General features: G+C 62.1%; 24 protein-coding genes. 5 read left to right on the top strand and 19 right to left on the bottom strand.

The window, feature by feature from the left end:
• Window positions 1-77 precede the first annotated feature (77 nt).
• A complete protein-coding gene (locus tag IV500_RS13210; RefSeq protein ID WP_196397274.1) occupies window positions 78-698 on the bottom strand; it encodes a DUF2238 domain-containing protein in 621 nt (206 codons plus the stop codon).
• A complete protein-coding gene (locus IV500_RS13205) occupies window positions 695-1606 on the bottom strand; it encodes an endonuclease/exonuclease/phosphatase family protein (protein ID WP_312875923.1) in 912 nt (303 codons plus the stop codon). Before IV500_RS13205 ends, IV500_RS13210 begins: the two co-directional genes overlap by 4 nt.
• A gap of 448 nt (window positions 1607-2054) precedes the next feature.
• Between IV500_RS13205 and IV500_RS13200 the strand changes: the two genes are divergently transcribed.
• Entirely contained in the window at window positions 2055-2810 is a 756-nt protein-coding gene (locus IV500_RS13200; RefSeq protein ID WP_196397322.1) for a YqjF family protein, read from the top strand.
• A gap of 222 nt (window positions 2811-3032) precedes the next feature.
• Here IV500_RS13200 and IV500_RS13195 read toward each other — a convergent pair whose 3' ends face one another.
• From IV500_RS13195 to IV500_RS13180, 5 genes are all read right to left on the bottom strand, one after another.
• On the bottom strand, window positions 3033-4289 hold the full coding sequence (locus IV500_RS13195; RefSeq protein WP_196397273.1) for a flavin monoamine oxidase family protein: 1257 nt from the start codon (window positions 4287-4289) through the stop codon (window positions 3033-3035).
• 308 nt (window positions 4290-4597) lie between these two features.
• Window positions 4598-4768: a hypothetical protein gene (locus IV500_RS13190; protein WP_196397272.1), complete on the bottom strand. Its 171-nt coding sequence runs from the start codon at window positions 4766-4768 to the stop codon at window positions 4598-4600.
• A 168-nt stretch (window positions 4769-4936) separates the two neighbouring features.
• Entirely contained in the window at window positions 4937-5236 is a 300-nt protein-coding gene (locus tag IV500_RS21505; RefSeq protein ID WP_230854929.1) for a GNAT family N-acetyltransferase, read from the bottom strand.
• Window positions 5237-5491: a hypothetical protein gene (locus tag IV500_RS21500; RefSeq protein WP_230854928.1), complete on the bottom strand. Its 255-nt coding sequence runs from the start codon at window positions 5489-5491 to the stop codon at window positions 5237-5239.
• Complete coding sequence (locus IV500_RS13180) at window positions 5488-5802, bottom strand: HigA family addiction module antitoxin (RefSeq protein WP_196397271.1); 315 nt, start codon at window positions 5800-5802, stop codon at window positions 5488-5490. Before IV500_RS13180 ends, IV500_RS21500 begins: the two co-directional genes overlap by 4 nt.
• On the opposite strand from IV500_RS13180, the gene IV500_RS22435 reads away from it, so the two are divergent.
• Window positions 5741-6073, top strand: coding sequence for a hypothetical protein (locus IV500_RS22435; protein ID WP_446680231.1), 333 nt, complete (start codon window positions 5741-5743; stop codon window positions 6071-6073). The two genes, IV500_RS13180 and IV500_RS22435, sit on opposite strands and share 62 nt — an antisense overlap.
• A gap of 18 nt (window positions 6074-6091) precedes the next feature.
• Here IV500_RS22435 and ychF read toward each other — a convergent pair whose 3' ends face one another.
• Window positions 6092-7177 carry a redox-regulated ATPase YchF gene (gene ychF, locus IV500_RS13170; protein ID WP_196397269.1) on the bottom strand — a complete coding sequence of 362 codons (1086 nt, stop codon included), beginning with the start codon at window positions 7175-7177 and terminating at the stop codon, window positions 6092-6094.
• A gap of 111 nt (window positions 7178-7288) precedes the next feature.
• On the opposite strand from ychF, the gene IV500_RS13165 reads away from it, so the two are divergent.
• A complete protein-coding gene (locus IV500_RS13165; protein WP_196397268.1) occupies window positions 7289-8473 on the top strand; it encodes a DNA recombination protein RmuC in 1185 nt (394 codons plus the stop codon).
• Between the two features lie 57 nt (window positions 8474-8530).
• Here IV500_RS13165 and IV500_RS13160 read toward each other — a convergent pair whose 3' ends face one another.
• Together IV500_RS13160 and IV500_RS13155 are read right to left on the bottom strand one after the other, a co-directional pair.
• Window positions 8531-9616, bottom strand: a complete 1086-nt coding sequence (locus IV500_RS13160; RefSeq protein ID WP_196397267.1) for a 4-hydroxy-3-methylbut-2-enyl diphosphate reductase — start codon at window positions 9614-9616, stop codon at window positions 8531-8533.
• A gap of 9 nt (window positions 9617-9625) precedes the next feature.
• The gene (locus IV500_RS13155) at window positions 9626-10483 is read right to left on the bottom strand and encodes a hypothetical protein (RefSeq protein WP_196397266.1); all 858 of its coding nucleotides are present in this window, start codon (window positions 10481-10483) and stop codon (window positions 9626-9628) included.
• A 347-nt stretch (window positions 10484-10830) separates the two neighbouring features.
• Between IV500_RS13155 and xseA the strand changes: the two genes are divergently transcribed.
• Both xseA and IV500_RS13145 read left to right on the top strand, forming a co-directional pair.
• A complete protein-coding gene (gene xseA, locus IV500_RS13150; RefSeq protein ID WP_196397321.1) occupies window positions 10831-12084 on the top strand; it encodes an exodeoxyribonuclease VII large subunit in 1254 nt (417 codons plus the stop codon).
• A gap of 45 nt (window positions 12085-12129) precedes the next feature.
• Entirely contained in the window at window positions 12130-12390 is a 261-nt protein-coding gene (locus IV500_RS13145; RefSeq protein WP_196397265.1) for an exodeoxyribonuclease VII small subunit, read from the top strand.
• Here IV500_RS13145 and IV500_RS13140 read toward each other — a convergent pair.
• From IV500_RS13140 to IV500_RS13100, 9 genes are all read right to left on the bottom strand, one after another.
• Window positions 12387-13256 carry a PPK2 family polyphosphate kinase gene (locus tag IV500_RS13140; protein WP_196397264.1) on the bottom strand — a complete coding sequence of 290 codons (870 nt, stop codon included), beginning with the start codon at window positions 13254-13256 and terminating at the stop codon, window positions 12387-12389. The two genes, IV500_RS13145 and IV500_RS13140, sit on opposite strands and share 4 nt — an antisense overlap.
• A gap of 72 nt (window positions 13257-13328) precedes the next feature.
• Entirely contained in the window at window positions 13329-14546 is a 1218-nt protein-coding gene (locus IV500_RS13135; RefSeq protein ID WP_196397263.1) for a pyridoxal phosphate-dependent aminotransferase, read from the bottom strand.
• Window positions 14547-14738: 192 nt separating this feature from the next.
• Complete coding sequence (locus IV500_RS13130; RefSeq protein ID WP_196397262.1) at window positions 14739-15689, bottom strand: ABC transporter substrate-binding protein; 951 nt, start codon at window positions 15687-15689, stop codon at window positions 14739-14741.
• Window positions 15686-16387 carry an ABC transporter permease gene (locus IV500_RS13125; RefSeq protein ID WP_230854944.1) on the bottom strand — a complete coding sequence of 234 codons (702 nt, stop codon included), beginning with the start codon at window positions 16385-16387 and terminating at the stop codon, window positions 15686-15688. The genes IV500_RS13130 and IV500_RS13125 overlap by 4 nt, the downstream gene beginning before the upstream one ends.
• Window positions 16388-16452: 65 nt before the next feature.
• Window positions 16453-17151, bottom strand: a complete 699-nt coding sequence (locus tag IV500_RS13120; protein WP_196397260.1) for an ABC transporter permease — start codon at window positions 17149-17151, stop codon at window positions 16453-16455.
• Window positions 17151-18254 (bottom strand): ABC transporter ATP-binding protein, encoded by a 1104-nt coding sequence (locus tag IV500_RS13115; RefSeq protein WP_196397320.1) that lies wholly within the window; start codon window positions 18252-18254, stop codon window positions 17151-17153. The genes IV500_RS13120 and IV500_RS13115 overlap by 1 nt, the downstream gene beginning before the upstream one ends.
• 328 nt (window positions 18255-18582) lie before the next feature.
• Window positions 18583-19971, bottom strand: coding sequence for an NAD-dependent succinate-semialdehyde dehydrogenase (locus tag IV500_RS13110; protein ID WP_196397259.1), 1389 nt, complete (start codon window positions 19969-19971; stop codon window positions 18583-18585).
• 310 nt (window positions 19972-20281) lie between these two features.
• Window positions 20282-21199 carry an N-acetylglucosamine kinase gene (locus IV500_RS13105; RefSeq protein WP_312875926.1) on the bottom strand — a complete coding sequence of 306 codons (918 nt, stop codon included), beginning with the start codon at window positions 21197-21199 and terminating at the stop codon, window positions 20282-20284.
• Between the two features lie 63 nt (window positions 21200-21262).
• Entirely contained in the window at window positions 21263-22093 is an 831-nt protein-coding gene (locus tag IV500_RS13100; RefSeq protein ID WP_196397258.1) for an alpha/beta hydrolase, read from the bottom strand.
• Between the last annotated feature and the right edge of the window lie 81 nt (window positions 22094-22174).

Raw genomic sequence — 22174 nt, 5'->3', positions numbered from 1 at the left:
ATCCACGGGACCCAACCGTCAGCTAGGCCATCAAAAGACGAACACGGCGATCCAGAAGGGGACGAGGCAGCCGTACCTTAACGCGGTCCCGGTGTTCTCACCGCCGATGCGCCTCGCTGCGCGGAACGAAGCAATGAAATACACGCGATCGCGAAGCCTGCGCCCAGCGCACCTAACCCTCCCAACGCCATATCGCCGATCGTGTCGTCATAAGCGGTGTAAATCCGATCGCTGATGTATTCGCGGCCGAACCATTCGATCATCTCCCAGAGTGCACTCATCGCCAGCCCGAATGTCGTGGTGAAAACAATGCCGGTAATCATAGTGGAAGCGCCCGACCGCGGAGCGGGTGCGGGGACAAACCGAAGCTGTGCAAGAAGGAGGTAAACCCCCGCGGACAGAACCCCGGTGCACATGAAATGAACGACCAGATCCCACCACGAGATTCTTGTGTACAAATCGAAGACGTTGCTCCAGGCAGCGACGAGGACGGTGCTTTCAAACACGATGTCTGCCCAGGGCTTCATACCGAGAAAGCGTGGAAAGAACAGCCCCGGCAGCGCAAACGCAATAATCCCGGCGTCCCGCAGGTCGAAGAACACTGCCGCAAGGACGACGCTGAGAGCACCGGCCCCACGCAGGACGTCTGCTGCTACCTCAACAGGTCTGCGTGCAGTACGCAGAAAGTTCTCAATCATCCGATCTCACCACTGCCAGGCAGAAGCATCACGGCTTGAACGGGAAGGTGATCCGATGCCCAGCCGCCGGCATGATGCTGGGCGTTAATCGCGGCACGTACGACGCGAAACACCGGCGAAGCCAGGATCCAGTCGATACGGCTGCGGCCGCTACGGGGTGGCCGGTAGTTCGAAAACGTGGCCCACTCCTGGCTGTCGTGAGCCTGCGCCAAACCCCAGGTATCCGCGAGCCTGCCGTCTGCGAGCAACTCACGCAACGGCGCGCTCGTGGATCCAGCATTCAGATCTCCCGTTAGGACTGCCGGCAACCCGCTCGTGGCCACGATGCGCCGAATCGCCCGGGCGGAACGCAGACGCGAGTGCGCGGAAAGCTGATCGAGGTGAGCATTGACGGCCAGGAAGCGCCTCGACGTTACACGGTCCTCAAACGTCGCTGACACCAGAATCCGGGGAATGATGTTCCCCCACGATGTTGAGCCCGCGCTGGTCGGCGTATTGGAGAGTGCAATCTGTTCCCAGTCAAGCAGCTCGAGTCTTTCGGCGTCGTAAAATAGTGGACAGCCTTCTCCTCGACCATCAGCATTCCTCCCGTGACCGACCCATCGGTAGCCCTCCCCCAACGCGCCACGAACGAACCGTGCCTGATCGGGGAGTGCCTCCTGCACGCCGAGCAGCGTCGGCCGCTCTGCTGTGAGCAGTTCCTGGACCCGGGAAGCGCGACGGTCCCAACGGTCTACCGGGCGCGGGATGACGTGCGCAACTCGTCGGCGGATATTCCAGCTCATCACGTGGAGAGCCGGTGCCGCAATGGGCCCGATCAGGTGTTCTTTTTCCGGCGCGGCCACCGGGATGGAGCCAGCACGCGGATGGTGCGCGTTCATCGGCTCGAACCCGCGATGACTACGCACACCATTGGTCTGCGGGGAGCAAGGCGCCAGCCCTTATTCTCAGCGCGCATATCACCTCTTGTCTCCTTGCCCTCTCGCTCTAGGCTAGTACGTTGACCGAGGATCGGCCTGTAACAGCGCGGGCATTGGAGTCCAGGTAGTAGTTCAATGATGCCCGCGAGCGGCATAATCATAGTAGAACTTGATCTCAGTGAAATTCCCTCAGGGAGCACTTCAATGCGCCCGTTGTCCTGGCAAGAATACGGACGAAGCGTTAGCGCATCGTTCATAGCCGGGAACGCCCGCGCTGCGACGTGGAGCCCAACCGCGTGCTTGTGACGTCAGATTGGTGGATGCAGACAATGACGTTTTGCCCAAGCAAAACTGGCCCCCGTTGGCCGCTCCATACTCCCAAACGCGACGTGCTGTTGGTGCATCCATTCATCAAAGACGACAAGCAGATTTCACAATGAACAACGGTGCAATAGGCAGGCAGGCTCCGCCCCTGGGCAGTGCTGCTATCCTGCGGCAGCGCTGGAGTGAGGTGACGTTTCTGCACTGGAGGGTCGATCCAAGTGTCGTCGAGCCTCACATGCCCGCAGGATGCGTTCCCGACGTGATTGACGGGAGTACGTGGGTGGGTCTCATAGCCTTCCAGATGTCCAGGAGTTCGTTCTTTGGCAGCCCGAATATTCCGTGGCTAGGCAACTTTCCTGAGGTCAACGTTCGTCTGTATTCGATCGACGAACGAGGTCATCGAGGAGTTGTTTTCCTCAGCCTGGAGGCGTCACATTTCATCCCGGTGCTCATCGCGAGGGCGGCCTTCGGCCTGAAATATCAGTGGGCTGCCATGAGGCTGGAGCAACGCGCCGGCAAAGTCGCCTACTTGACCAAGCGGCACGGTCAACCCGACGCCGCATCGCACATTATCGTGCGTCCAAGCCATGACACCGCAGACAACGCTGAGATCGCCCTGGACCCGATTTCAACGTTTTTGACTGCACGCTGGGGTTTTCACGAAAGTCATTTCGGTCATACCATCTACTGTCGCAATCACCACGAACCCTGGCCGCTCCAGCATGCTGAACTCGTGTACTTCAATGACGGTCTGCTGGCGGCAGCCGGCATAGAAGGACTCGCTGGTCGGGCGCCGGACTCGGTGCTGTACTCCCCCGAGGTCACGACTGTCTTCGCATCGCCGCAGCAGCGCAATCGCCTCCGCTAGCCAGAACTGAAACGTGCTTATGTTCTGCATGATTACGCATTTTTTGACCCAGTGTGGTCCACAACGAGCCGTCTAAGGACTTCTTGCGGACGCTCGACCGGCTGCAGCACATCCGGGGCTCCGAGACGTGACCCACATTAGTATCCGAAGATCGCCGTCAAGTGAGGTGCGTCATTGCGGGGAAGCAATGGCGCTCGATTGTGCGTAGTTTGCCTAACGCGTTCAAGGAGCCAGAAAATCCACAACAGTCCGGCCTGCGCGGTCTCCGGAGTTGAGTGCGCCCTGGATTGAACCCGTGCCCCGGTGGTCTCCTGCTACCAGCGTCCTGCTGCCTGTCCACTTGGGGCCGAGGTCCTCAAGCGGCGGCCGCTGGGCCGGTAACGCGTGCGGAACGACGTGGTGGGCGAGCACCTCCCAGTCACGAGTGGAGGTCTGATACAGACGCGCAAGGTCCCGGCGCACGTCGGCTTGTCCTGCGAGCCCGTCGGGACGGTCTAGCAAAGTCGTCGCTTCGACGAGATTCTCTCCGGTCGGCGCGTACGAGGGCGCAGCTTCGGAGACCACGGCAGTATGCCAAATTGGTCCGGCGGGCCCACCGCCGGGCCTGGTGGCGTCCACCATCAGAAACGGACCTGCCTGCAGGAGAGCCGGGGCCCGGAACCACCAGGTGGTCAGCCCGCGGGTGGCCGGAGTGGACAGATCTGTGAGATCAGCGACATTCTGAGGGCCGACGGCGACCACGGCGACGCGCGCCCGGATGGTTCCGCTGTCCGTCATGACCTGTACGCCGTCGGCCGTCTCCGTCAGGTCCCGCGCCGCAGTCCCCAACCGCACCGGCTTGACGAGCGAGGCTGCCATCTGCTCGGGCAGAGCCTGCATACCGGTGTGCGGCAGCCCCGGCACCCCGGCGGCAAAGAAGCGCATCAGCTGTCGCGCATAGTTCGCGGAGCTCTCCCCGGAACTATCGGCAAGAACCCCCGCCAGGAAGGTATCGATCACGTCGCGTCGGAGCCGCCCGGTAAACCCGGCCGCGTCGAATGAGGCATAGAGCGTTTCATCGCGTGCGAAAGTTGAGGCTGTGGAGCGACGCAGCAGGGCCGGTACCATCCAGCGGACAAAAGCGACGACGTCAGAGACGGGAGTGAGCTCACTATGCAAGGTGGCGAGCGCATGTCGCGGATGGCGAATCGGATGAGCAAGGGTGGTGGTGGTCTGACCCGAGCGGACGACCACCCCCACGCCGAACTTCTGCAGCTCGAGCGCGGGCACATCGATCCATTGGCGCACCGCCGGGTACGCCGGGTTCAGCAACTGAAAACCCCGGTCGCAGAGGAATCCGTCGACACGGTCGGTCCGAACACGACCGCCAACGGCGTCCTCAGCTTCAAGGACCATGACACTGTGGCCGCTCCGCTGCGCACGACGTGCGCACTGCAGACCCGCCAAGCCCGCTCCGATGACGATTACGTCCGCATCCATGTGTCTCCATCCGGTTTCGCCCAGTCTAGCGTTGGCAACAGTTCCGGGGGCGCTCGCGCCGCTTCAGGCCATAAGCCCACTACCCCGGACCCGTCACCCTGGCCGGAGGCTGGGTAGCACTTCAACATCCCGCGTCGTCAGCTCAGTATGCCTGCCGGCCTCAACGGCCATTTCCCATCGTGCCGGGCACCCATCTCAGACAGTTCCCTCATGCGACCTTCCGCGGGATGATGCGTATGATCTGATCGTTCAGCGCCCGACGTTCGATACGCCGCTCATAGCGCAACTGCAGGCTCATCCGGAACTCCTCACAGCGAAGCGGTGATTTCGCCGGCGTTGATGAACGGCAGGCCTGTCGCCGGCTTCAGGACGTCGCGGACGTAGCTGGACTTCCCGGCCCCTTTGGGTCCAGCGGGCAGATGCAGCAGCGGCAACAGCGGCGAGCCGGGTGAACTAGGAGGATGCCTGGATGATCGCACGGTCGTTCACCCCGGCGACATCTCCAGCTCGCGTCCTATGCACAAACTCATCCACATCCCGGGTGGCACTGTGCTACACGGCCGACTCAGGCGCTGAAGACCAGAATTGACCTACACATTGAATCTAAACTCCACCACGTTTCGTCACCGAGCAACCTCTCGAAGTGGTCACCAAGCACGACCACGGAGATCAACCACTCCGGTCGGCCAGTCGCTGAGAGACGAGGCGATGGGCAGGATCAAGAGGGGCTGCCCAGGTGGATCCTCCACCACACGCCCCTCACGAGAGACCGAGCGTTCGCACACTGAAATGCGCTGCCACCCACAGGACCGATAGAACGGAACGACTGTTTCTCGGCATCCGAGGTATCCGAATTGGATACCTTCGGCTTCGAGCATGGAGCGGTGCGCCGCACGCAGTAGCCGTTCGCCCAGTCCGAACCCACGAGCATTCTCCGACACCAGCATTCAGCCAACCTCGGCGATGTCGACCTCAGCACTGCCGGCTGCAATCCTCCGACGAGCCCACCCCACATGACCGACGATGTCCGTGCCCGCGCGCGCGATCAAGTGCACATCGTGGGGAGCATAGCCGTACGGCTGGCCCGGATCCCACTCGCCGAAGTCCGCGAGATACTGTCGATCGAACAGCTCTCGAAGCTCATCGACGAGCGCCGTTGTCAACGCGGAGTGCGGGACGACGTCGATAGAACCTGCCTTCACGCGACCTTGAGCGGGGTTATGGCAGCGATCTGCCCGGCCACACGATCCTCGGCGAGCTCCAACTCATAGTGAGTCTGCAGGTTCAGCCAGAACTGCGGGTCAATGCCGAAATAGCGCCCGAGACGGAGCGCCGTGTCAGCGGTGATCGCGCGCTTACCATGAACGATTTCATTGATGCGTCGCGGCGGCACGCCGATCGACACCGCGAGCTTGTTCTGCGTGATCCCAAAACCGTTGATGAAGTCCTCCATGAGCACCTCCCCAGGGTGGACGGGAGCCCACTTCTCAGTGGTAGTCGACGAGTTCGACATCTTCAGCACCTCCTTCTGTCCAAGTGAAACAAATCCGCCACTGATCGTTCACGCGGACACTGTACTGACCCACTCGATCCCCCTTCAGCTGCTCCAGCCGGTTTCCCGGTGGTACACGCAAAGATTCGAGGAACCGGGCCGCGTGGATCTGCGTCAACTTCCGGAGGGCGACCTTCTGTACACGGGGATCGATCGACGGCACCCGGTCCCGCTGCCACAGTCGCTCGGTCGCCCTGTCAGCGAAGGATCTGATCACGAGACCAGTCTATAACGCAGCGCGTCAATAACGCTAGACGTTAAAGCGGAACTCCACCACGTCGCCGTCGACCATCACGTACTCTTTGCCTTCAATCCTGACCTTGCCGCGGGACTTCGCCTCCGCCATCGTCCGGGCCGTCATGAGATCATCGAAACTAACCACCTCGGCCTTAATGAAGCCGCGCTGGAAGTCCGTGTGGATCACGCCGGCGGCTTGGGGCGCCGTATCACCGCGGTGGATGGTCCAGGCCCTTGTCTCTTTAGGCCCGGCGGTCAGGTAGGTCTGCAGGCCCAGGGTGTGGAAGCCGACCCGCGCCAACTGGTCCAGCCCGGATTCCTCCTGGCCGCTCATTTCCAGCATCTCGCGGGCTTCTTCCGGATCCAGCTCCACCAGATCGGATTCCAGCTTGGCATCCAGGAAAATCGCGTCCGCCGGCGCCACGAGGTCGCGCAGCTCCTGCTGGCGTTCCGGGCTGCCCAGCACCGCGTCGTCAACATTGAAGACGTAGATGAACGGCTTGGCCGTCAGCAGGCTCAACTCGCTGAGGTATTCGGGCTCCAGCTTGTCGGAGGTGACGGAGGAAAAGATGGTGTCGCCGCGCTCCAGGACGGACTGGGCCTTCTGAATTGCTGCCAGTTCCGCTGGCTCCCGCTGCTTGAGCTTCACAGCCTTCTCCACGCGGGGGATGGCCTTTTCAATGGTCTGCAGATCCGCCAGGATCAGTTCCGTGTTGATGGTTTCCATGTCGGAGCGGGGATCGACCTTACCGTCCACGTGCACCACGTCGGGATCATCAAACACCCGGATGACCTGGGCGATCGCCTCAGCCTCGCGGATGTTTGCCAGAAACTTATTGCCCAGCCCCTCGCCCTCGGAAGCGCCCTTGACGATGCCGGCAATGTCGACGAATGAGACGGTGGCCGGCAGCAGGCGCGCGGAGCCGAAGATTTCGGCGAGCTTGGCAAGCCGGGGATCGGGAAGGCTGACGACGCCGACATTGGGCTCGATCGTCGCGAACGGGTAGTTCGCCGCGAGCACGTTATTGCGCGTCAGCGCGTTGAATAGGGTTGATTTGCCGACGTTGGGCAGTCCGACAATGCCAATAGTAAGAGCCACGGTATGAAAGCTTACCGTCCCTGCACGGTCCGGCGATGTCCGCGCCGCCGTCGCTCCTGCGCCGCTGTTGATGTCAGGGGTGATGTCGGTGCCGCATGGGAAGGTAGTCAGATGAATGGATTTGTGGTTTTACTGGTGTGTTTGATGTTGCTGATTGGTCTGATTTCCGGTGCTGCCATTGCGGCGGTGTACTTCCGCCGGCGGCTGGCGGAGGCGGAGAAGGATTTCGACGGCGTCAGTAACCGGCTGGGGCAGGTGACAGCTCAGCTGGCGGGGGCCGACGCCGAACGCCGCCTGCTCGGCACGGCTAACCGCGCGCTGGACGAGCGGCAGGCCACTGACGCTTCTGTGCTCAACGCACTGGGTCCGGTGGCGGAAAAGCTCTCCGAGGTGCAGCGTCAGGTTGCGCTGCTGGAGCGGGACAGGGTGGAGCAGTACAGCCAGCTCTCCCAGCAGCTTCGCGATGCCAAAGATGCCGATGCACAGCTACTGCTGACGACGACGTCCCTGGCGTCCGCGCTCAGGTCCAACAGCGCGCGGGGAAAGTGGGGCGAGGTACAGCTGCGTCGTGTGGTGGAGGCCGCTGGAATGCTGGCACACGTGGATTTCACCGAACAGGTCCACACCGCCACCGCGGACGGGGTAAGCCGGCCGGACATGGTGGTCCGGCTGCCCGGCAATAAGGAAATTGTCCTCGATGCCAAGGTGCCGTTGTCAGCATATTTGCAGGCCCATGAAAACACCGCGGCGAGCACCGCAGAAGAGCTGCTGCTCCGTCATGCCAAAGCCCTGAAGGCGCACGTGGACGCGCTGGCAGGCAGGAAGTATTGGGAATCCGGCGCCAACACCCCAGAACTGGTGATTTGCTTCGTGCCGGCGGAGTCCATCTTGTCCGCGGCGCTGCTGACGGATCCAATGCTGCTCGATCATGCAATAGCGCGCAATGTGGTGCTGGCCTCCCCCGTCAGCCTGCTGGCGATCCTCAAGGCGGTGGCTTTCAGCTGGCGCCAGGATGTGCTGACCGAAAGCGCCAAGGAACTTTTTGAACTCTCCAGCGCCCTCTACACCCGGCTGGGGACTCTCGGGGATAACGTGGGCAAACTTGGTTCGTCGCTAAAGTCCTCGGTGGATCGTTATAACGCGCTGGTGGGCACGCTGGAGGCCCGGGTTCTCCCCACCGCCCGCAAGCTTAACTCCCTTGATCCGCAGACGCTGGCTACTCCACCGTCCGTGGAGGTCTCTCCGCGATCGGTGAGCGCGCCCGAACTGCTGTCCGCCCCGGCCGGCCCCAACTAGGTAGCAGCAACTGCACTCATTGAGGCTTTTGGGTGCATCTGCTGCTACCTAGTTGGGTCAGCTCGCTGGGCGGGTGCCTCGTCCGCCCAGCCCCCGGCTGGTATCGCCGGCAGCCTTCAGCGTGGCGCGTAGCTCCTTGGGCAAGGAGAACAGCAGGTCTTCTTCCGCGGTGACGATTTCCTCAACGTCTGCGTATCCGTAATCCGCGAGCAGGCGCAGCACATCCTGCACCAGAATCTCCGGCACCGACGCGCCACTGGTGACACCAACCGTTGCCACACCCTCAAACCAGCTTTCATCCACTTCATTGGCGAAGTCCACGCGATACGAGTTCTTGGCCCCGTACTCAAGAGCAACTTCCACCAGACGCACTGAGTTGGAGGAATTTGCCGAACCGACAACAAGCACCAGATCCGCACGCGGGGAAATGTTCTTGATGGCGACCTGGCGATTGGTGGTTGCGTAGCAGATATCATCGCTGGGCGGGTCCTGCAATGTGGGGAAGCGTTCTTTAAGCAGCCGGACAGTTTCCATCGTCTCGTCCACGCTCAGCGTCGTCTGCGACAGCCAAATGACCTTTTCCGGGTCGCGGACCTTGACGTCGTCCACTTCGTGCGGACCATTGACTATCTGAATGTGTTCGGGAGCCTCGCCGGCTGTTCCCTCGACCTCTTCGTGGCCCTCATGCCCGATCAGCAGGATGTCGAAATCGTCCTTGGCGAAACGCACGGCCTCGCGGTGGACCTTGGTCACCAGCGGACATGTTGCATCGATGGTGCGCAGTCCCCGGTCCGCGGCGGATGCTATGACGGCGGGCGAAACTCCGTGCGCCGAAAAAACGACGAGTGCGCCTTCCGGCACTTCCTCGTTCTCCTCGACAAAAACCGCGCCCTTGGCCTCCAACGAGCTGACGACGTGCACGTTGTGCACAATCTGCTTACGGACGTAAACGGGCGGTCCGTAGTGTTCCAGCGCCTTTTCCACCGCTATCACTGCCCTGTCAACCCCGGCACAGTAGCCGCGCGGCGCGGCCAGCAGAACCTTTTTTGGTCCGGCAATTGGCATTGCATCCGCGATCTGGGCGGGCGTCCGGCGCCTGCGCGGTACCGCAGGCATGGGGATGGAAACGGCAGTGCTGGTCATAAAGCCATTCTACGTGCTGCCCCGGGGCCGTCTGGAGGAACCACGCTCTCGGCGCAACACCCTCCCCAGGCTGCCCACCACTACCAAAAGTACAGCGACCAAAAGAGCGACTACGATCCATTGCCCGAAGTCCTTGGTGGCAGCGGAAACAAATTGTTCCTTGAAGAGTTCCGCGATCGCATTACCGCTGCTGCTCGCCAGCACTGCTGCGCTGATACGATCCAGGGCCAGCTTCCATAAACCGGCAACAACAGCGAGACCAAGCCCAGTCAAGACCAGGGTGCTCGATCGCCGTCGTGCAATCACCAGAGCAAGCAGCAGGGCAAGCCCAGCCCCGCCGGCCAGCCAATAGCCGAGGGGCGCGTACGTGCTCAACCGGACGATGGCAGTACGCTGGGCGGGCTGACCAACCTCGATCAATACCTGCTCAGGCGGCGTTACTGCCACGTCAAGGCCGGCCGCGACTTTATTCTCCAGCAGCGTCAGCAGCGGCGCGATATCCAATGTCAACCGGTCCGCTCCGCCGGAGCCGGGCGTGTCGGCAACCGTGAGCCGGTGGCTGCGGCGCAGGGTTTCGGTCCAGGCGGCAGGGTAGCCCGGGTCGGAACTGAGCGCCTTCGCAGCCGCCTCGATGCTGGGCTGGACCAGGGCCAGCAGCGCGGAATTGAGGTCCAGTTGCGAGGACACGGACTTTACTGTTGCGTCCGCCAATGCCTGCTGGAACTCGGTGTCCGAGCCCAAGGGTGCCGCCATCGCGACGAATCCGTCTTCCTGGACAACATTGCGGTCAGCCCAAATGGCCGGGACGGCGACCGCAGTCAAAACCAAGGCCAGCAACACCATGATGGCGGCGACAAGAGTGCGCATCAATCTCCCATAAGTTCAGCCGTCAGTGCGTATTCGTTCATGCCGGGGCAATTTAAGTCTGTTGGTGCATGCCGGTGCAGTTTAAGTCTGTTGGGGCATGTCAGTGCACAACTGTATCCGGGCGCGAGGTCTCCGCAGTCATCGGAGCTAAAGGACAAGGTGTCGGTGGGCTGGGGCATGATGTGGTTAGAGTGGAATTGTGACCGAATCTGGAGGTACTTCCCGTGGCTGAAATATCCTTTCCGCCCAGCGGCAGCCCTGCTCCGGGAACCTCTCCCGGAGTATCCGTCGGCGACGAGACCGGATGGGCCAACGACGCCGGTTCCGGTTCCGGTTCCGGAGGAGCAATGCCGGCGCAAATGGCTATCCCGGCGACGGCGGGTGAGACGACTGCCGAAAATCCCTGGCCGTTGCATCTGCTTTCCGAAAAGCTTAAAGCGCACATTGAACGCGCGCCGTCCGCTTGGGTGGAAGGGCAGGTCATTGAACTCAATCGCCGCGCCAATGTCAGTTACGTGACGCTGCGGGACATCGACGCTGAAGTTTCACTCAGCGTCACGGTATGGGGCTCTGTGATGGCGGCTATGGAGCGCCCTTTGGAGCGTGGTGCCCGGGTGGTGGCCCAGCTTAAGCCGGATTTTTGGGTCAAGACCGGCCGGTTGTCCATGCAAAGCCGCGATATTCGTCCCGTCGGGCTGGGAGACCTCCTGGCGAGAATTGAACAACTGCGGCACACTCTGGCTGCCGAGGGTCTCTTCGACGCGGACCGAAAAATGAAGCTCCCGTTACTCCCGCATTGCATCGGGCTGATCACTGGCCGCAATTCGGATGCCATGAAGGATGTCTTGCGTAACACCTCGCTTCGCTGGCCTGCCGTACAGTTCGAGGTCCGGGAAGTAGCCGTTCAGGGTGTCAACGCCGTTGCACGGGTAAGCGGTGCACTGGCCGAGCTCGATGCCAACCCGGCCGTGGATGTGATCGTCATTGCCCGTGGCGGCGGTTCCCTCGAAGACCTGCTCGCATTCAGCCATGAACGTCTGATCCGCGCCGTGGCGGCGGCACGAACCCCGGTGGTCAGCGCCATCGGCCATGAAGCGGATCATCCGCTGCTGGACGAGGTCGCTGACCTTCGAGCGTCCACCCCGACCGATGCCGCCAAACGGATAGTTCCTGATGTCGCGGAGGAACGTGCCCGCGTCCAGCAGGCACGGGAGCACCTGCACCGGAGAATCCATTCATTGATTGAGCGGGAAACGGAACGCCTCCACCAGCTGCATTCGCGCCCGGTGCTGGCTGATCCCGCCGGCATGGTCACGGTGCGGCAGGAGGACATCTCCCGCTTGCGCTCACACTCCTGGTCCGCCATGGGCGCCAGCCTGGACCGGCACACGGATAATATCAGGCATCTGTTAGCCCAGGTCACAGCCTTGTCACCGCAGAAAACCCTGGACCGTGGGTACGCCGTCGTGCAGTTACCGGACGGAAGCGTTGTCCGTGCACCGGATCAAATCTCCCGTGACGTTGCGCTGCGCATTCGCGTAGCTGCCGGTGAGTTCGCAGCGGTGGTTGCCGACCCGGGTAAGACACCTCTGCCCGCCTAAACCCGTTTGTCCCCCAGCACTGCCGATATCGAAGAACGGATCCCCATGAGCACCAACCAGAACAGCCCGGCTGCACCGGCACCGGACACCGACGTAGCTGCCCTAAGCTACGAACAGTCACGGGAGCAGTTAGTCAGCGTCGTCAGCCAGCTTGAGGCCGGCGGGGCCAGCCTGGAGGAGTCGCTGGCACTGTGGGAGCGCGGTGAAGCGCTGGCAAAAAAGTGTGAGGAATGGCTGGAGGGCGCCAAGGCCCGACTTGCGCGCAGCGCCGACTCAGCAGGCACGCCCGGCGAAGTCCAGAGCTAGGCTTCGGCGACCTTTCGACGTTCCTCGGCGAGGTTGAAATCACCTTTCGGCCACGTCAGCCCCAGGCCGGTAAGAGTTTCCAGCAGGATCTCCTGCACGGCCAACCGGGCATACCATTTCTTCCCCGCGGGTACCACGAACCATGGAGCAGCCGTTGAACTGGTCCGCTCGATCGCTACCTGGTAGGCCTCCATGTACTGCGGCCAGAATGCTCGTTCGGCCAGGTCGCTTTCCCGGTATTTCCAGTACTTCGTGGGATTCTGCAGGCGCGCTGCCAGTCGTTCCTTTTGAATCTCCGGATTGATATTGAGCATAATTTTGATGATGTGCGTGCCGCTGTCCGTCAGCCTTGCCTCAAAATCGTTGATGGCTTTGTAGCGGCGATCCAGTTCCGCGGGGGTGGCCCAGTGATGGACCCGATGAATCAGCACGTCCTCGTAATGCGATCGGTCAAAGACTCCGATCATCCCGGCCCTGGGCGCTTCCTTTTCGATCCGCCAGAGAAAATCGTGCCGTTTTTCCGCCGCTGTAGGCGTTTTGAACGCCTTCAGCTGCACCCCCTGCGGGTCGACGGATCCCACCACGTGGGAAACGATCCCACCTTTTCCGGCCGTATCCATCGCCTGCAGAATCAGCAGCACCGAGTTGACACCGCTGTACTGGCCTTGCGCGAACAGCTGCTCCTGAAGCACACCTAAGCTCTCCGCCCGGTCGGCCAAGAGCAGCCGGCCGTCGCGCTTTTTGCCGATGAATCCGGGGGCTGTATCCGTCGGCGCGTCTTCGAGCACAAAACCCGCTCCTGCCTTGAGCAATTTGACCGGATCCTTCACAAAACCGGAATTCTTTGCCTTGTGCCGCTTCGCCATGTCCCGTCCTTTACACGTCGTTTCTGCCGCCGATGCCACCGCCGCATCGGTTTGGTCCAGCCTAGTCCGCCATCACGGCCGGTAGTGGCTGAGAAATTCTGCAATGCGGCCAACTGCCTCTTCCAGATCCGTGACATTGGGCAATGTGACCAGGCGGAAGTGGTCCGGGCGGATCCAGTTGAAGGCGGTCCCATGGGAGATCAGAATTTTCTGCTCCTTCAACAGGTCCAGGGCGAACTTCTCGTCATCCTTGATCGGAAACACCTCCGGGTCCAGCCGCGGGAAGAGATACAGCGCGCCGTGGGCCTGCTCCACACTGACCCCCGGAATGTCGTTGAGCATCCGGTAGGCAACGTCACGCTGCTCCTTGAGCCGGCCGCCGGGAAGTATCAGATCCGTAATGCTCTGATGACCGCCCAACGCAGTCTGGATGGCATGCTGACCGGGTACATTGGCACACATGCGCATATTCGCGAGCAGATTGATGCCCTCCAAATAGTCCGCGGCCATCGACTTTGGCCCGGAAATCGCCAGCCAGCCGGAACGGTAGCCGCAGATGCGGTAGGCCTTGGACAGACCGCTGAATGTCATGCACAGTACGTCCTCGCCGGTGATCGTCGCGGTGTTAATGTGCACGGCCGTGTCGTAGAGGATCTTCTCGTAGATCTCATCGGAGAAGACCACCAGGCCGTGTTTACGGGCCAGCTCCACCATGCCGGAGAGGATGTGCCGCGGGTAGACCGAACCCGTCGGGTTGTTTGGATTGATGATCACAATCCCTTTGGTGCGCGGCGTGATCTTCGCTTCCAGATCGGCCAGATCGGGCCACCAGGCGTTGTCTTCGTCGCACAGATAATGCACGGGCTGCCCCCCTGCCAGGCTCACAGAGGCTGTCCACAGGGGATAATCCGGCGTCGGGACCAGCACTTCGTCGCTATTGTTGAGCAACGCCATAAGTGAGAGCGTGATGAGTTCGCTGACACCGTTGCCGAGGTAGACGTCGTCGACATCGATGGTGCTGATGCCTCGCGTCTGGTAGTACTGCACGACGGCGGTGCGTGCGGAAAAGATGCCGCGCGAGTCACTGTAGCCCTGGGCATGCGGCAGGTGCCGGATCATATCCACCAAAATTGCGTCCGGTGCCTCGAATCCGAATGGAGCAGGGTTCCCGATGTTCAGCTTCAGGATCCGCTGACCCTCGGCTTCCATTTTCTGCGCATGTTCCAGGACAGGTCCGCGGATGTCGTAAAGGACGTTATGAAGTTTGCTGGACTGCCTGAATTCTGCCATCTACCCAATATTGCATATCCGCCCGTGTGCCGACGCTGCTGTCACCCGCGCCGCAGACGCCAATACAGGAAAGGTGGCCCTGCGCCCGGCTTTCGGATAACCGAAGGGGCCGGGCGCAGGGACCACCGGTACTGACCTGCGCTGCTGACTGATCTGCGCTGCTTACGAGGCTGGGCTACTTACGAGGCTGGGCTACTTCGTGATGCCCTTATCCTTGAGCCAGGTTTCCGCGGCCGCCTTCGGATCCATCTTTTGCTCGCCGCTGACCTTGCGGTTCAGTGAGATCAGGTCATCGGTGGTGAGCAGGCTGGAGACCTTGTTCAGGGCCGCCTTGGCGGTGTCGCTGACCTTATCCGTCTTCACCAGCGGAATGACCTGCTGCGCCGCCCAATTGCCCTTCGGATCGGCAAGCACCACCAGGTCCTGATCGACAATGTCAGGGGTGGTAGTGAAGATGTCAGCAAACTGAACGTCATCACTGGTCAACGCCTTGACCGTCACGGGCCCGCTGGGGAGCTTCTTGAAATCAGCCGGGACACAGTTGTATTTGGATTTCAGTCCGGCCAGTCCATTGGACCGCTCGGCGAACTCCGGCGGCGCGCCAAGGGTGAGTTTGTCGCAGACCTTGGCGAGATCCTCGATCGACTTGAGGTTGTATTTCTGCGCCGTCACCTTGGTCACCACCATGGCGTCCTTATCCTCGGCCTTCGCCGGGTCCAGCACGCTCAGACCGGGATCCAGCTTGGCTTTCAGCGCCTTGACAATTCTGTCGGCATCTGTTGCCGTGTTGCTCGGATCGATTTTGGTCAAGAGGTTGCCGGTATAGTCCGGAATGATATCTATTGATCCGTCCAGGAGGGCCGGGTAGTAGATTTCGCGGGATCCGATATTGAGCTTCGTGGTAGCCGTGACGCCCGCGGCGTTCAAAGCGCCCGCATAGATCTCGGCAATGGTGGCGTTTTCCGGGAAGTCCGCGCTGCCCACGATCACTGACCCCCCGGATCCCGCTGCGGCGCTGGTGGCTGAGTCACTGAGTGGACTTCCGCCGCCACCGCACGCGCTTAGCGTCAGGGTCAGGGATATCCCCGCGGCGAGGCCAAAAACGGCACGGCGTGCAATCATCCGGCGCTGAATGTGCGTCATGAATTTCCTCCTTGTACGCCGGCTGTGATGGTTTCACGGCCAGTCGGTGAATCGCCCCTTTGACGTCGGGGTGCTTTAAGACCGGGTGATACGGCCAGGCGTTGGATGCCTGCCAGCACAATATCAAGACAAATGGCCAGTGCGGCGATCACCACGGCACCGCCGAGAACGCGGCCATAATCGCTGACAGATAATCCATCGATCAGGAATCTCCCCAAGCCACCCAGATTGATGTATGCCACCACCGCGACGGTTGCCACCACCTGCAGGACACCGGCACGGAAGCCGCCCAGGATGACCGGCAGGCCGTTGGGGACCTCTACCCGGAACAGGATCTGCGGCTCCGTCATCCCCATGCTACGTGCAGCATCGACCGTGTCCTTACTGACCGCCGAGATTCCCGCGTACGTCCCTGCCAGAATCGGCGGGACAGCCAGCAACACCAGCGCCCAGATGGGCGGCATCAGCCCCAGCCCGGCGAGCAGCACAAAAAGAGTCAGCATGCCCAGAGTGGGCAAAGCGCGCAGTACGCCGGCAAGCGAAATAACGACGACGCGTCCCCGGCCGGTGTGCCCGACGTACAGACCGATGGGCACGGCAATAGCGACGGCGATGGAAAGCGTCAGGGCGGTGTACCCCAGGTGCTCCAGCGCCCGCAGCGGAATTCCCTCAGGTCCCTGCCAGTGCATCGGATTCATTAACCACTCGTAGCCCTGAACGAGCGGGTTATCCGAGGAGTACTCCTCCACCAGCGCAGGCACGCTCATGCGCTCACCACCGCAGGCTCATCGTCGGAGTTGCTCTCAGCTGTGGCCTTCGTGAGTCCTCCGTCGTTCCGCAGCCACGGCGTCAGCAGCCGCTGGGCCAGCACCAGAAAAGCATCCATTAGCAGTGCCAATAACAAGGTGCCGATAATTCCGATCACGATCTCCGTCACGAAATCACGCTTGAGCCCATCGGTGAAGAGCGAGCCGAGACTTCCGATCCCGAGCAGCGCGCCAACGCTTACCAGGGAAATATTACTGACGGATACCACCCGCAGCCCCGCGAAAAGGACGGGCACGGACAGCGGCAGGTCCACGGTCAGGAACCGCATAAACGGCTTGTACCCCATGGCCACCGCCGCCTGCCGGATACCATCGTCAACTGATTCGAGTGCATCCAACGTCGATCGCAGCAGCAGTGCCACGGCGTAAATTACCAGTGCCACCATGACATTGGCCATGTCCAGGATCCGGGTGCCCAAAATGACCGGCAAAATCACAAACAGCGCCAGCGACGGAACGGTGTACAGGATGGAACCGGCGGAAAGCAGGAGGCCCCGAAGCGTCTTATTCATCCGTGCCAACTGCGCCAGCGGTACGGCAATCAACACGCTGATCAGCAATGGAACCACTGATTGATACAGGTGCAGTCCGGCCAGCGAAAGCACCTCACTGAAGTTGGCCACCAGCCAGGCCATCAGAGTCCGCCTTCGCGCTGCCGCCGCGCGTTTTCGATCGCGGCCAGCACTTCAGGGGCCTTAACCACACCGGTGACACTGCCGGCGTCGTCCACGGCGACGCCAAGCCCGGCCGGGGACGAAAGCACCGCGTCCAGTGCACGGCGCAGCGTCTGCCCCTCGTGGAACAGGGAACCGCCGGGCAGCAGAGCGCTTCCGTCTGCCGGGGAGATCCAGCCGAGGGGGCGATGGGCATCATCCACAGCGAGGACCCACCCGGCGGCGTCCGAAGGCGGCCGCGACTGCTGTGCAGACCGCTGCCCGCGTTCGGATTCGGTAGCGGTGCGCACCGGATGAATCGGGACGGAATCCGCTGTGGAGAAAGCCAAGTGCCTGAATCCCCTGTCCCGGCCAACAAAATTCGCCACGAAGTCATCCACCGGGGCCCGCAGGATCTCCTCCGCGGCAGCATACTGCGCCAGCCGGCCGCCGGTGGCAAAAACGGCCACCTTGTCCCCCAGCACCGTGGCCTCATCAATGTCATGCGTGACAAAAACGATCGTCTTCGCCAGGTCTCGCTGCAGCCTGAGCAGTTCCTGCTGCAGCTCCGCCCGCACCACCGGATCCACGGCGCTAAACGGCTCGTCCATCAGCAGTACCGGCGGGTCCGCTGCCAGCGCCCGGGCCACGCCCACACGCTGCTGCTGGCCGCCGGAGAGCTGGCTGGGGTAGCGCTTGCCCATTCGGGCCGAGAGCCCGACGACGTCCAGGAGCTCCTCTGCCCTGTGCCGCGCCTGCGCGCGCGGCACCTTATTGAGCCGCAGCACGGTTGCCACGTTGTCCGTCACAGTGCGGTGTGGGAGCAGCCCGGCGGACTGCATGACGTAGCCCATAGACCGGCGCAGCGAAGCGGCGGGAATCGTGGAAACGTCCTTACCGTCGACAGTGATGGTCCCGCTGGTGGGCTCCACCATTCTGTTGATCATCCGCAGCGAGGTCGTTTTACCGCAGCCAGACGGACCAACGAAGACGGTGATGGCACCCTTGTCGATGGTCATCGACAGGTTTTCCACCGCTGGCTGGTTCTCCAGGTAGCGTTTGGTGATTGAGTTGAATTCGATCATCGGCCTTGTGCCGGAGCCGGCGGCGGGAGCGGCTGATGCCGCATCGACCTGCGGTGTTGAGGTCCCGGAATCGGGCAGGGAGATCCGGGCGTCTGATACTGCCATCGTGGGGTTCCTCACTGTTGGCGGCAATCGCGGTCAGGATATGTTCCCGGTGCCTGATGATCATAAGCAGAGTGATTTTCCACTGTAAAGCCCGGTCAGAGGCTTTGGGTAAACATTCACTCCCGTACCGGTCAGCCAGCCGGCACGTCCAACTCCCCGTGGAACGCCACGCGGGGTGGACGTGCCGGCCGGATATGCCGACCTGACGGGCTATGTGGCCTGGCTATTTGGCCGGGCGTGCCGCAGGCTGGCGGATGAGCTTCTTATTGACGAACTCATTCATGCCGAACTTGGCCAGCTCGCGCCCCACGCCGGAGCGCTTTACTCCGCCGAAGGGCAGGTCCGCCTGGGTGCCGGTCACCGAATTGATCCAGACCATCCCGGTTTCCAGCTGCGCAGCGACGTCTTGGGCCTTCTGCGGGCTGGAACTGAAGACCGACCCGCCCAGCCCGAATGGCGAAGCATTGGCCAGATCCACGGCTTCCTCGGCGCTGGAGACCTTATAGATCACCGCGGCCGGTCCGAACAATTCCTCGGAGTAGGCGCGCATGTCCTCGGTCACGCCGGTGAGCACCGTCGGGGCAAAATAGGAGCCCTGCCCGTCCACCTTGCCGCCACCTGTGTGCACCGTGGCGCCCTTGGCGACGGCGTCGTCGATCTGCTCGGCCAGGGAATCGGCAGCACTTTGCGAGGACAGCGGGCCCAGCCTGGTCGCCGGATCCGCGGGATCCCCCGGCTGCAGCGCGGCAGCACGTGCCGTGAACTTTTCCACAAACTCCTGGTAGTAGTCCGCCAGTACAATGAAGCGCTTGGAGGCCGTGCAGGCCTGGCCTGCATTGCCCATCCGGCCCGCCACTGCCGCCTTGACGGTGGCGTCCATGTCATCGCTGTCCAAAACAATGAACGGATCGGATCCGCCCAGTTCCAACACGTAACGTTTCAGGTTCCGGCCGGCAATCTCGCCGATGGCCGAGCCTGCCCGTTCGCTGCCCGTCAGGGAAACCCCCTGGATGCGAGGGTCCGCGATCATATCCGCAATTTGTTCCTTGCTGGCAAAAATGTTGATGTATGCATCCGCCGGCAGCCCTGCGTCCCGGAAAATCTGCTCGATCGCCTGTGCGGACTGCGGGCAGTTTTCGGCATGCTTGAGCAACACCGTGTTACCCAGCATCAGGTTCGGCGCCGCAAACCGCGCCACCTGGTAATAGGGGTAGTTCCACGGCATGATCCCGACCAGCGAACCTATCGGTTCGGTGCGCACCACGGCATCCCCGCCGCCGGCCGCATCCAATGTTTCATCCTGCATGAAGCGGGGACCCTCGGTGGCGTAATAGCTGTAGATGCTCGCAACCAGGTCCACCTCGCCCTGCGCTTCACGGACGGGCTTACCCATTTCCAAGGTAATGATCGCCGCGAGCTCTTCCTTGCGTTCGGAGTAAAGTGTGGCGACCTGGGCGAGGATCCGGCTCCGCTCGGCCACGTCCGTGGTCCGCCAGGACCCGAACGCCGCATGCGAGCGCTGCATCGCATTTTGAATATCCGCATCCGTCGCGGAAGGAAATTCCTGTACGGTTTTGCCGGTGGCCGGGTTGACGCTCTTGTATGAAGTCATAGCTCTACCGTATCCACTCGCCCGCATTTTCCGCCACCATCGTGACCAAAAGGACAGCCCAGCAGCGGCACCGGGATGTACAAAGTGACCTGCGGCCCCGGTTCCCAATACCTGAAACCACGCCAGGTCCTTCCAAGAGGTAAAGTCCGGCCGGACTTTGGCGGGAATTCTGTGCGGCTACCCATTGCGCAGCAGTTGGCCGACGTGAATGGTCAGGGCCTGCTGGCTGTCATTGTGCTCCATGTTCCCTCTTCGAGGGTTGTGGCGCCCGGCGCCCGGGAAGATGGCGTCGGGCAAGCGGCCGGTCGGCTCAGCCGAAGGCGAGCTTCAGCACGCCAAAAATCGGATCCTGCGCCAGCACGTGCACGTCAGTCAGCCCGGCGGCGGCCAAATGGGTTCTGAAGGTCTCCTGCAGCGGAGGCTGATGCATTCCCAGGCCGCTGCCGAGGACTATCGGGCCCGAAATCTTCAGTTGAGCGGCGCACTGGGCTGCGAGCGCCGCCAGATCCTTGCCGGCACGATCGATCATCGCCAGGCTCTCGCGGTGTCCCTCGACCGCGGCCGTAAAAACCAGTGGCGACATGGCAGCCCAGTAGCGCCGCCCCGTCCCGCCGTGAAAGTGCGCTATCAGCTCCCCCGGATCCTGCAGCCCGCACTTGGTCAGCAGCGCGGACGTGAGCCGGTCGGGCGGCAGGTCAAGGTTCATCCGGTGCAGGCTGTGCCGGACGGCTTCGCGGCCGAACCAGTATCCACTGCCCTCATCACCGAGCAGGTAACCCCAGCCCCCGGCCCGGGACTGAGCACCGTCGGCGTTGACTCCCCAGGCAGCGGACCCCGTTCCGGCGATCACGGCAATCCCGGTGTCCGCGCCGCCTGCGGCCAGCAACAGGCGCGTGTCATGGACCACCGTAATCCTGGCTTCGGGAGCACAGGGGGCAATCAGCGCGGCCAGCGCCGCGGCGTCCTCGTCCGTATCCACCCCGCCGGAGCCGGCATAGACCCGGGACACTTTCTCAGCGGCCAAGGTGCCGAACAGCTCACGGAGATTAGCCGCGGCTTCAGCACGGCTGACGTTCTGCACATTCGCGCTGCCTGCCTCAGCGTCCGCCTGCAGCGCGCCGTCAACCCAGTGAATTCCCCTGGTCTTGGAACCACCAATATCCAGGCCGACAATACTGCTGGGGCTCTCCTGGTTGCCAGGTTCACAGACGGTGCCGGCTTGCTCAATAGTCACGTGATTAGACTAGCCACCCGCGCCCAAACTATCCGCATCCGCAGCGCTAGTGGCGAATTAGTTGCGTAGAGCGGAGTCAACGAAACGAGTGACGGCGGCGAGCACCTCGTCTTTGTTGGTCTCGTTGAAAACTTCGTGGCGGGCGCCGTCGAAGATGTGCTCGGTCAGTGCCGAACCACGAATCTGCTCAACGCCTGCGCGGCTGTCTACAAGCGGCACAAGCTGATCATCCGTCCCCTGCACCCAGAGGGTCGGGAGGGCGCCTAGATTGCCGGAACGGCTTATTAGCGCAAGGCTGGATTTCAGCGCCTGGAGGGTTGGGCGCCTGAAGGCGCCGTGCCATACGAGGGGATCTGCCACATATGAGTCGCCGACAGCAGAGTCGCGCGAGAGTGTCGCGGGGTCGATGGGCGTTTCAGGGACGGGGTCAAGCGGAAGCAGATTATCCACTGTTTGCCATCGGCCGAGCACGGGGCCGGAGAGCACCAAGGCCGTCAGCTCGTCACCATAGCGCTGGGCGTAACGGGCAGCAATCATGCCGCCCATCGAGTGGCCAATGAGTACGAGGGGCAGGTCCGCAGTAGCGCGGCGGGCCAGGTCTGAGAAGGTATGGAAATCGGTGACCACGTCTTCGTAATCGTGAATCACCACGCGCTCACCAGCGCTCTTGCCATGGCCGGCGTGATCGACGCCGTGCACGATCGCACCATGGTCAACCAAATAGTCTGCAACATATTCGTAGCGGCCGATATGCTCTCCGTATCCGTGTGCCAGGAGCGCGACGTAGCGGGGCGCGGGGGCGCTCCCGCGAGAGCCGGCTGCGCCCCAGGTTCGAGCTACGCGTTCTCCATCGGTCCCGTTGAAGGTCCATTCGTTCGAGGTTGTCATAGGCGTGAGTATACGTTTGACCTCAGGGACAGCGTGGACGTATCAGCAGCATTAGACGCAGCCCGCAGGTCTTTCTACGCT

Source organism: Arthrobacter terrae (assembly GCF_015708085.1).
Lineage (GTDB): Bacteria > Actinomycetota > Actinomycetes > Actinomycetales > Micrococcaceae > Arthrobacter_M > Arthrobacter_M terrae.
The sequence above is the reverse complement of the archived record's forward strand: the minus strand, read 5'-3'. Positions and strand labels throughout refer to the sequence as shown.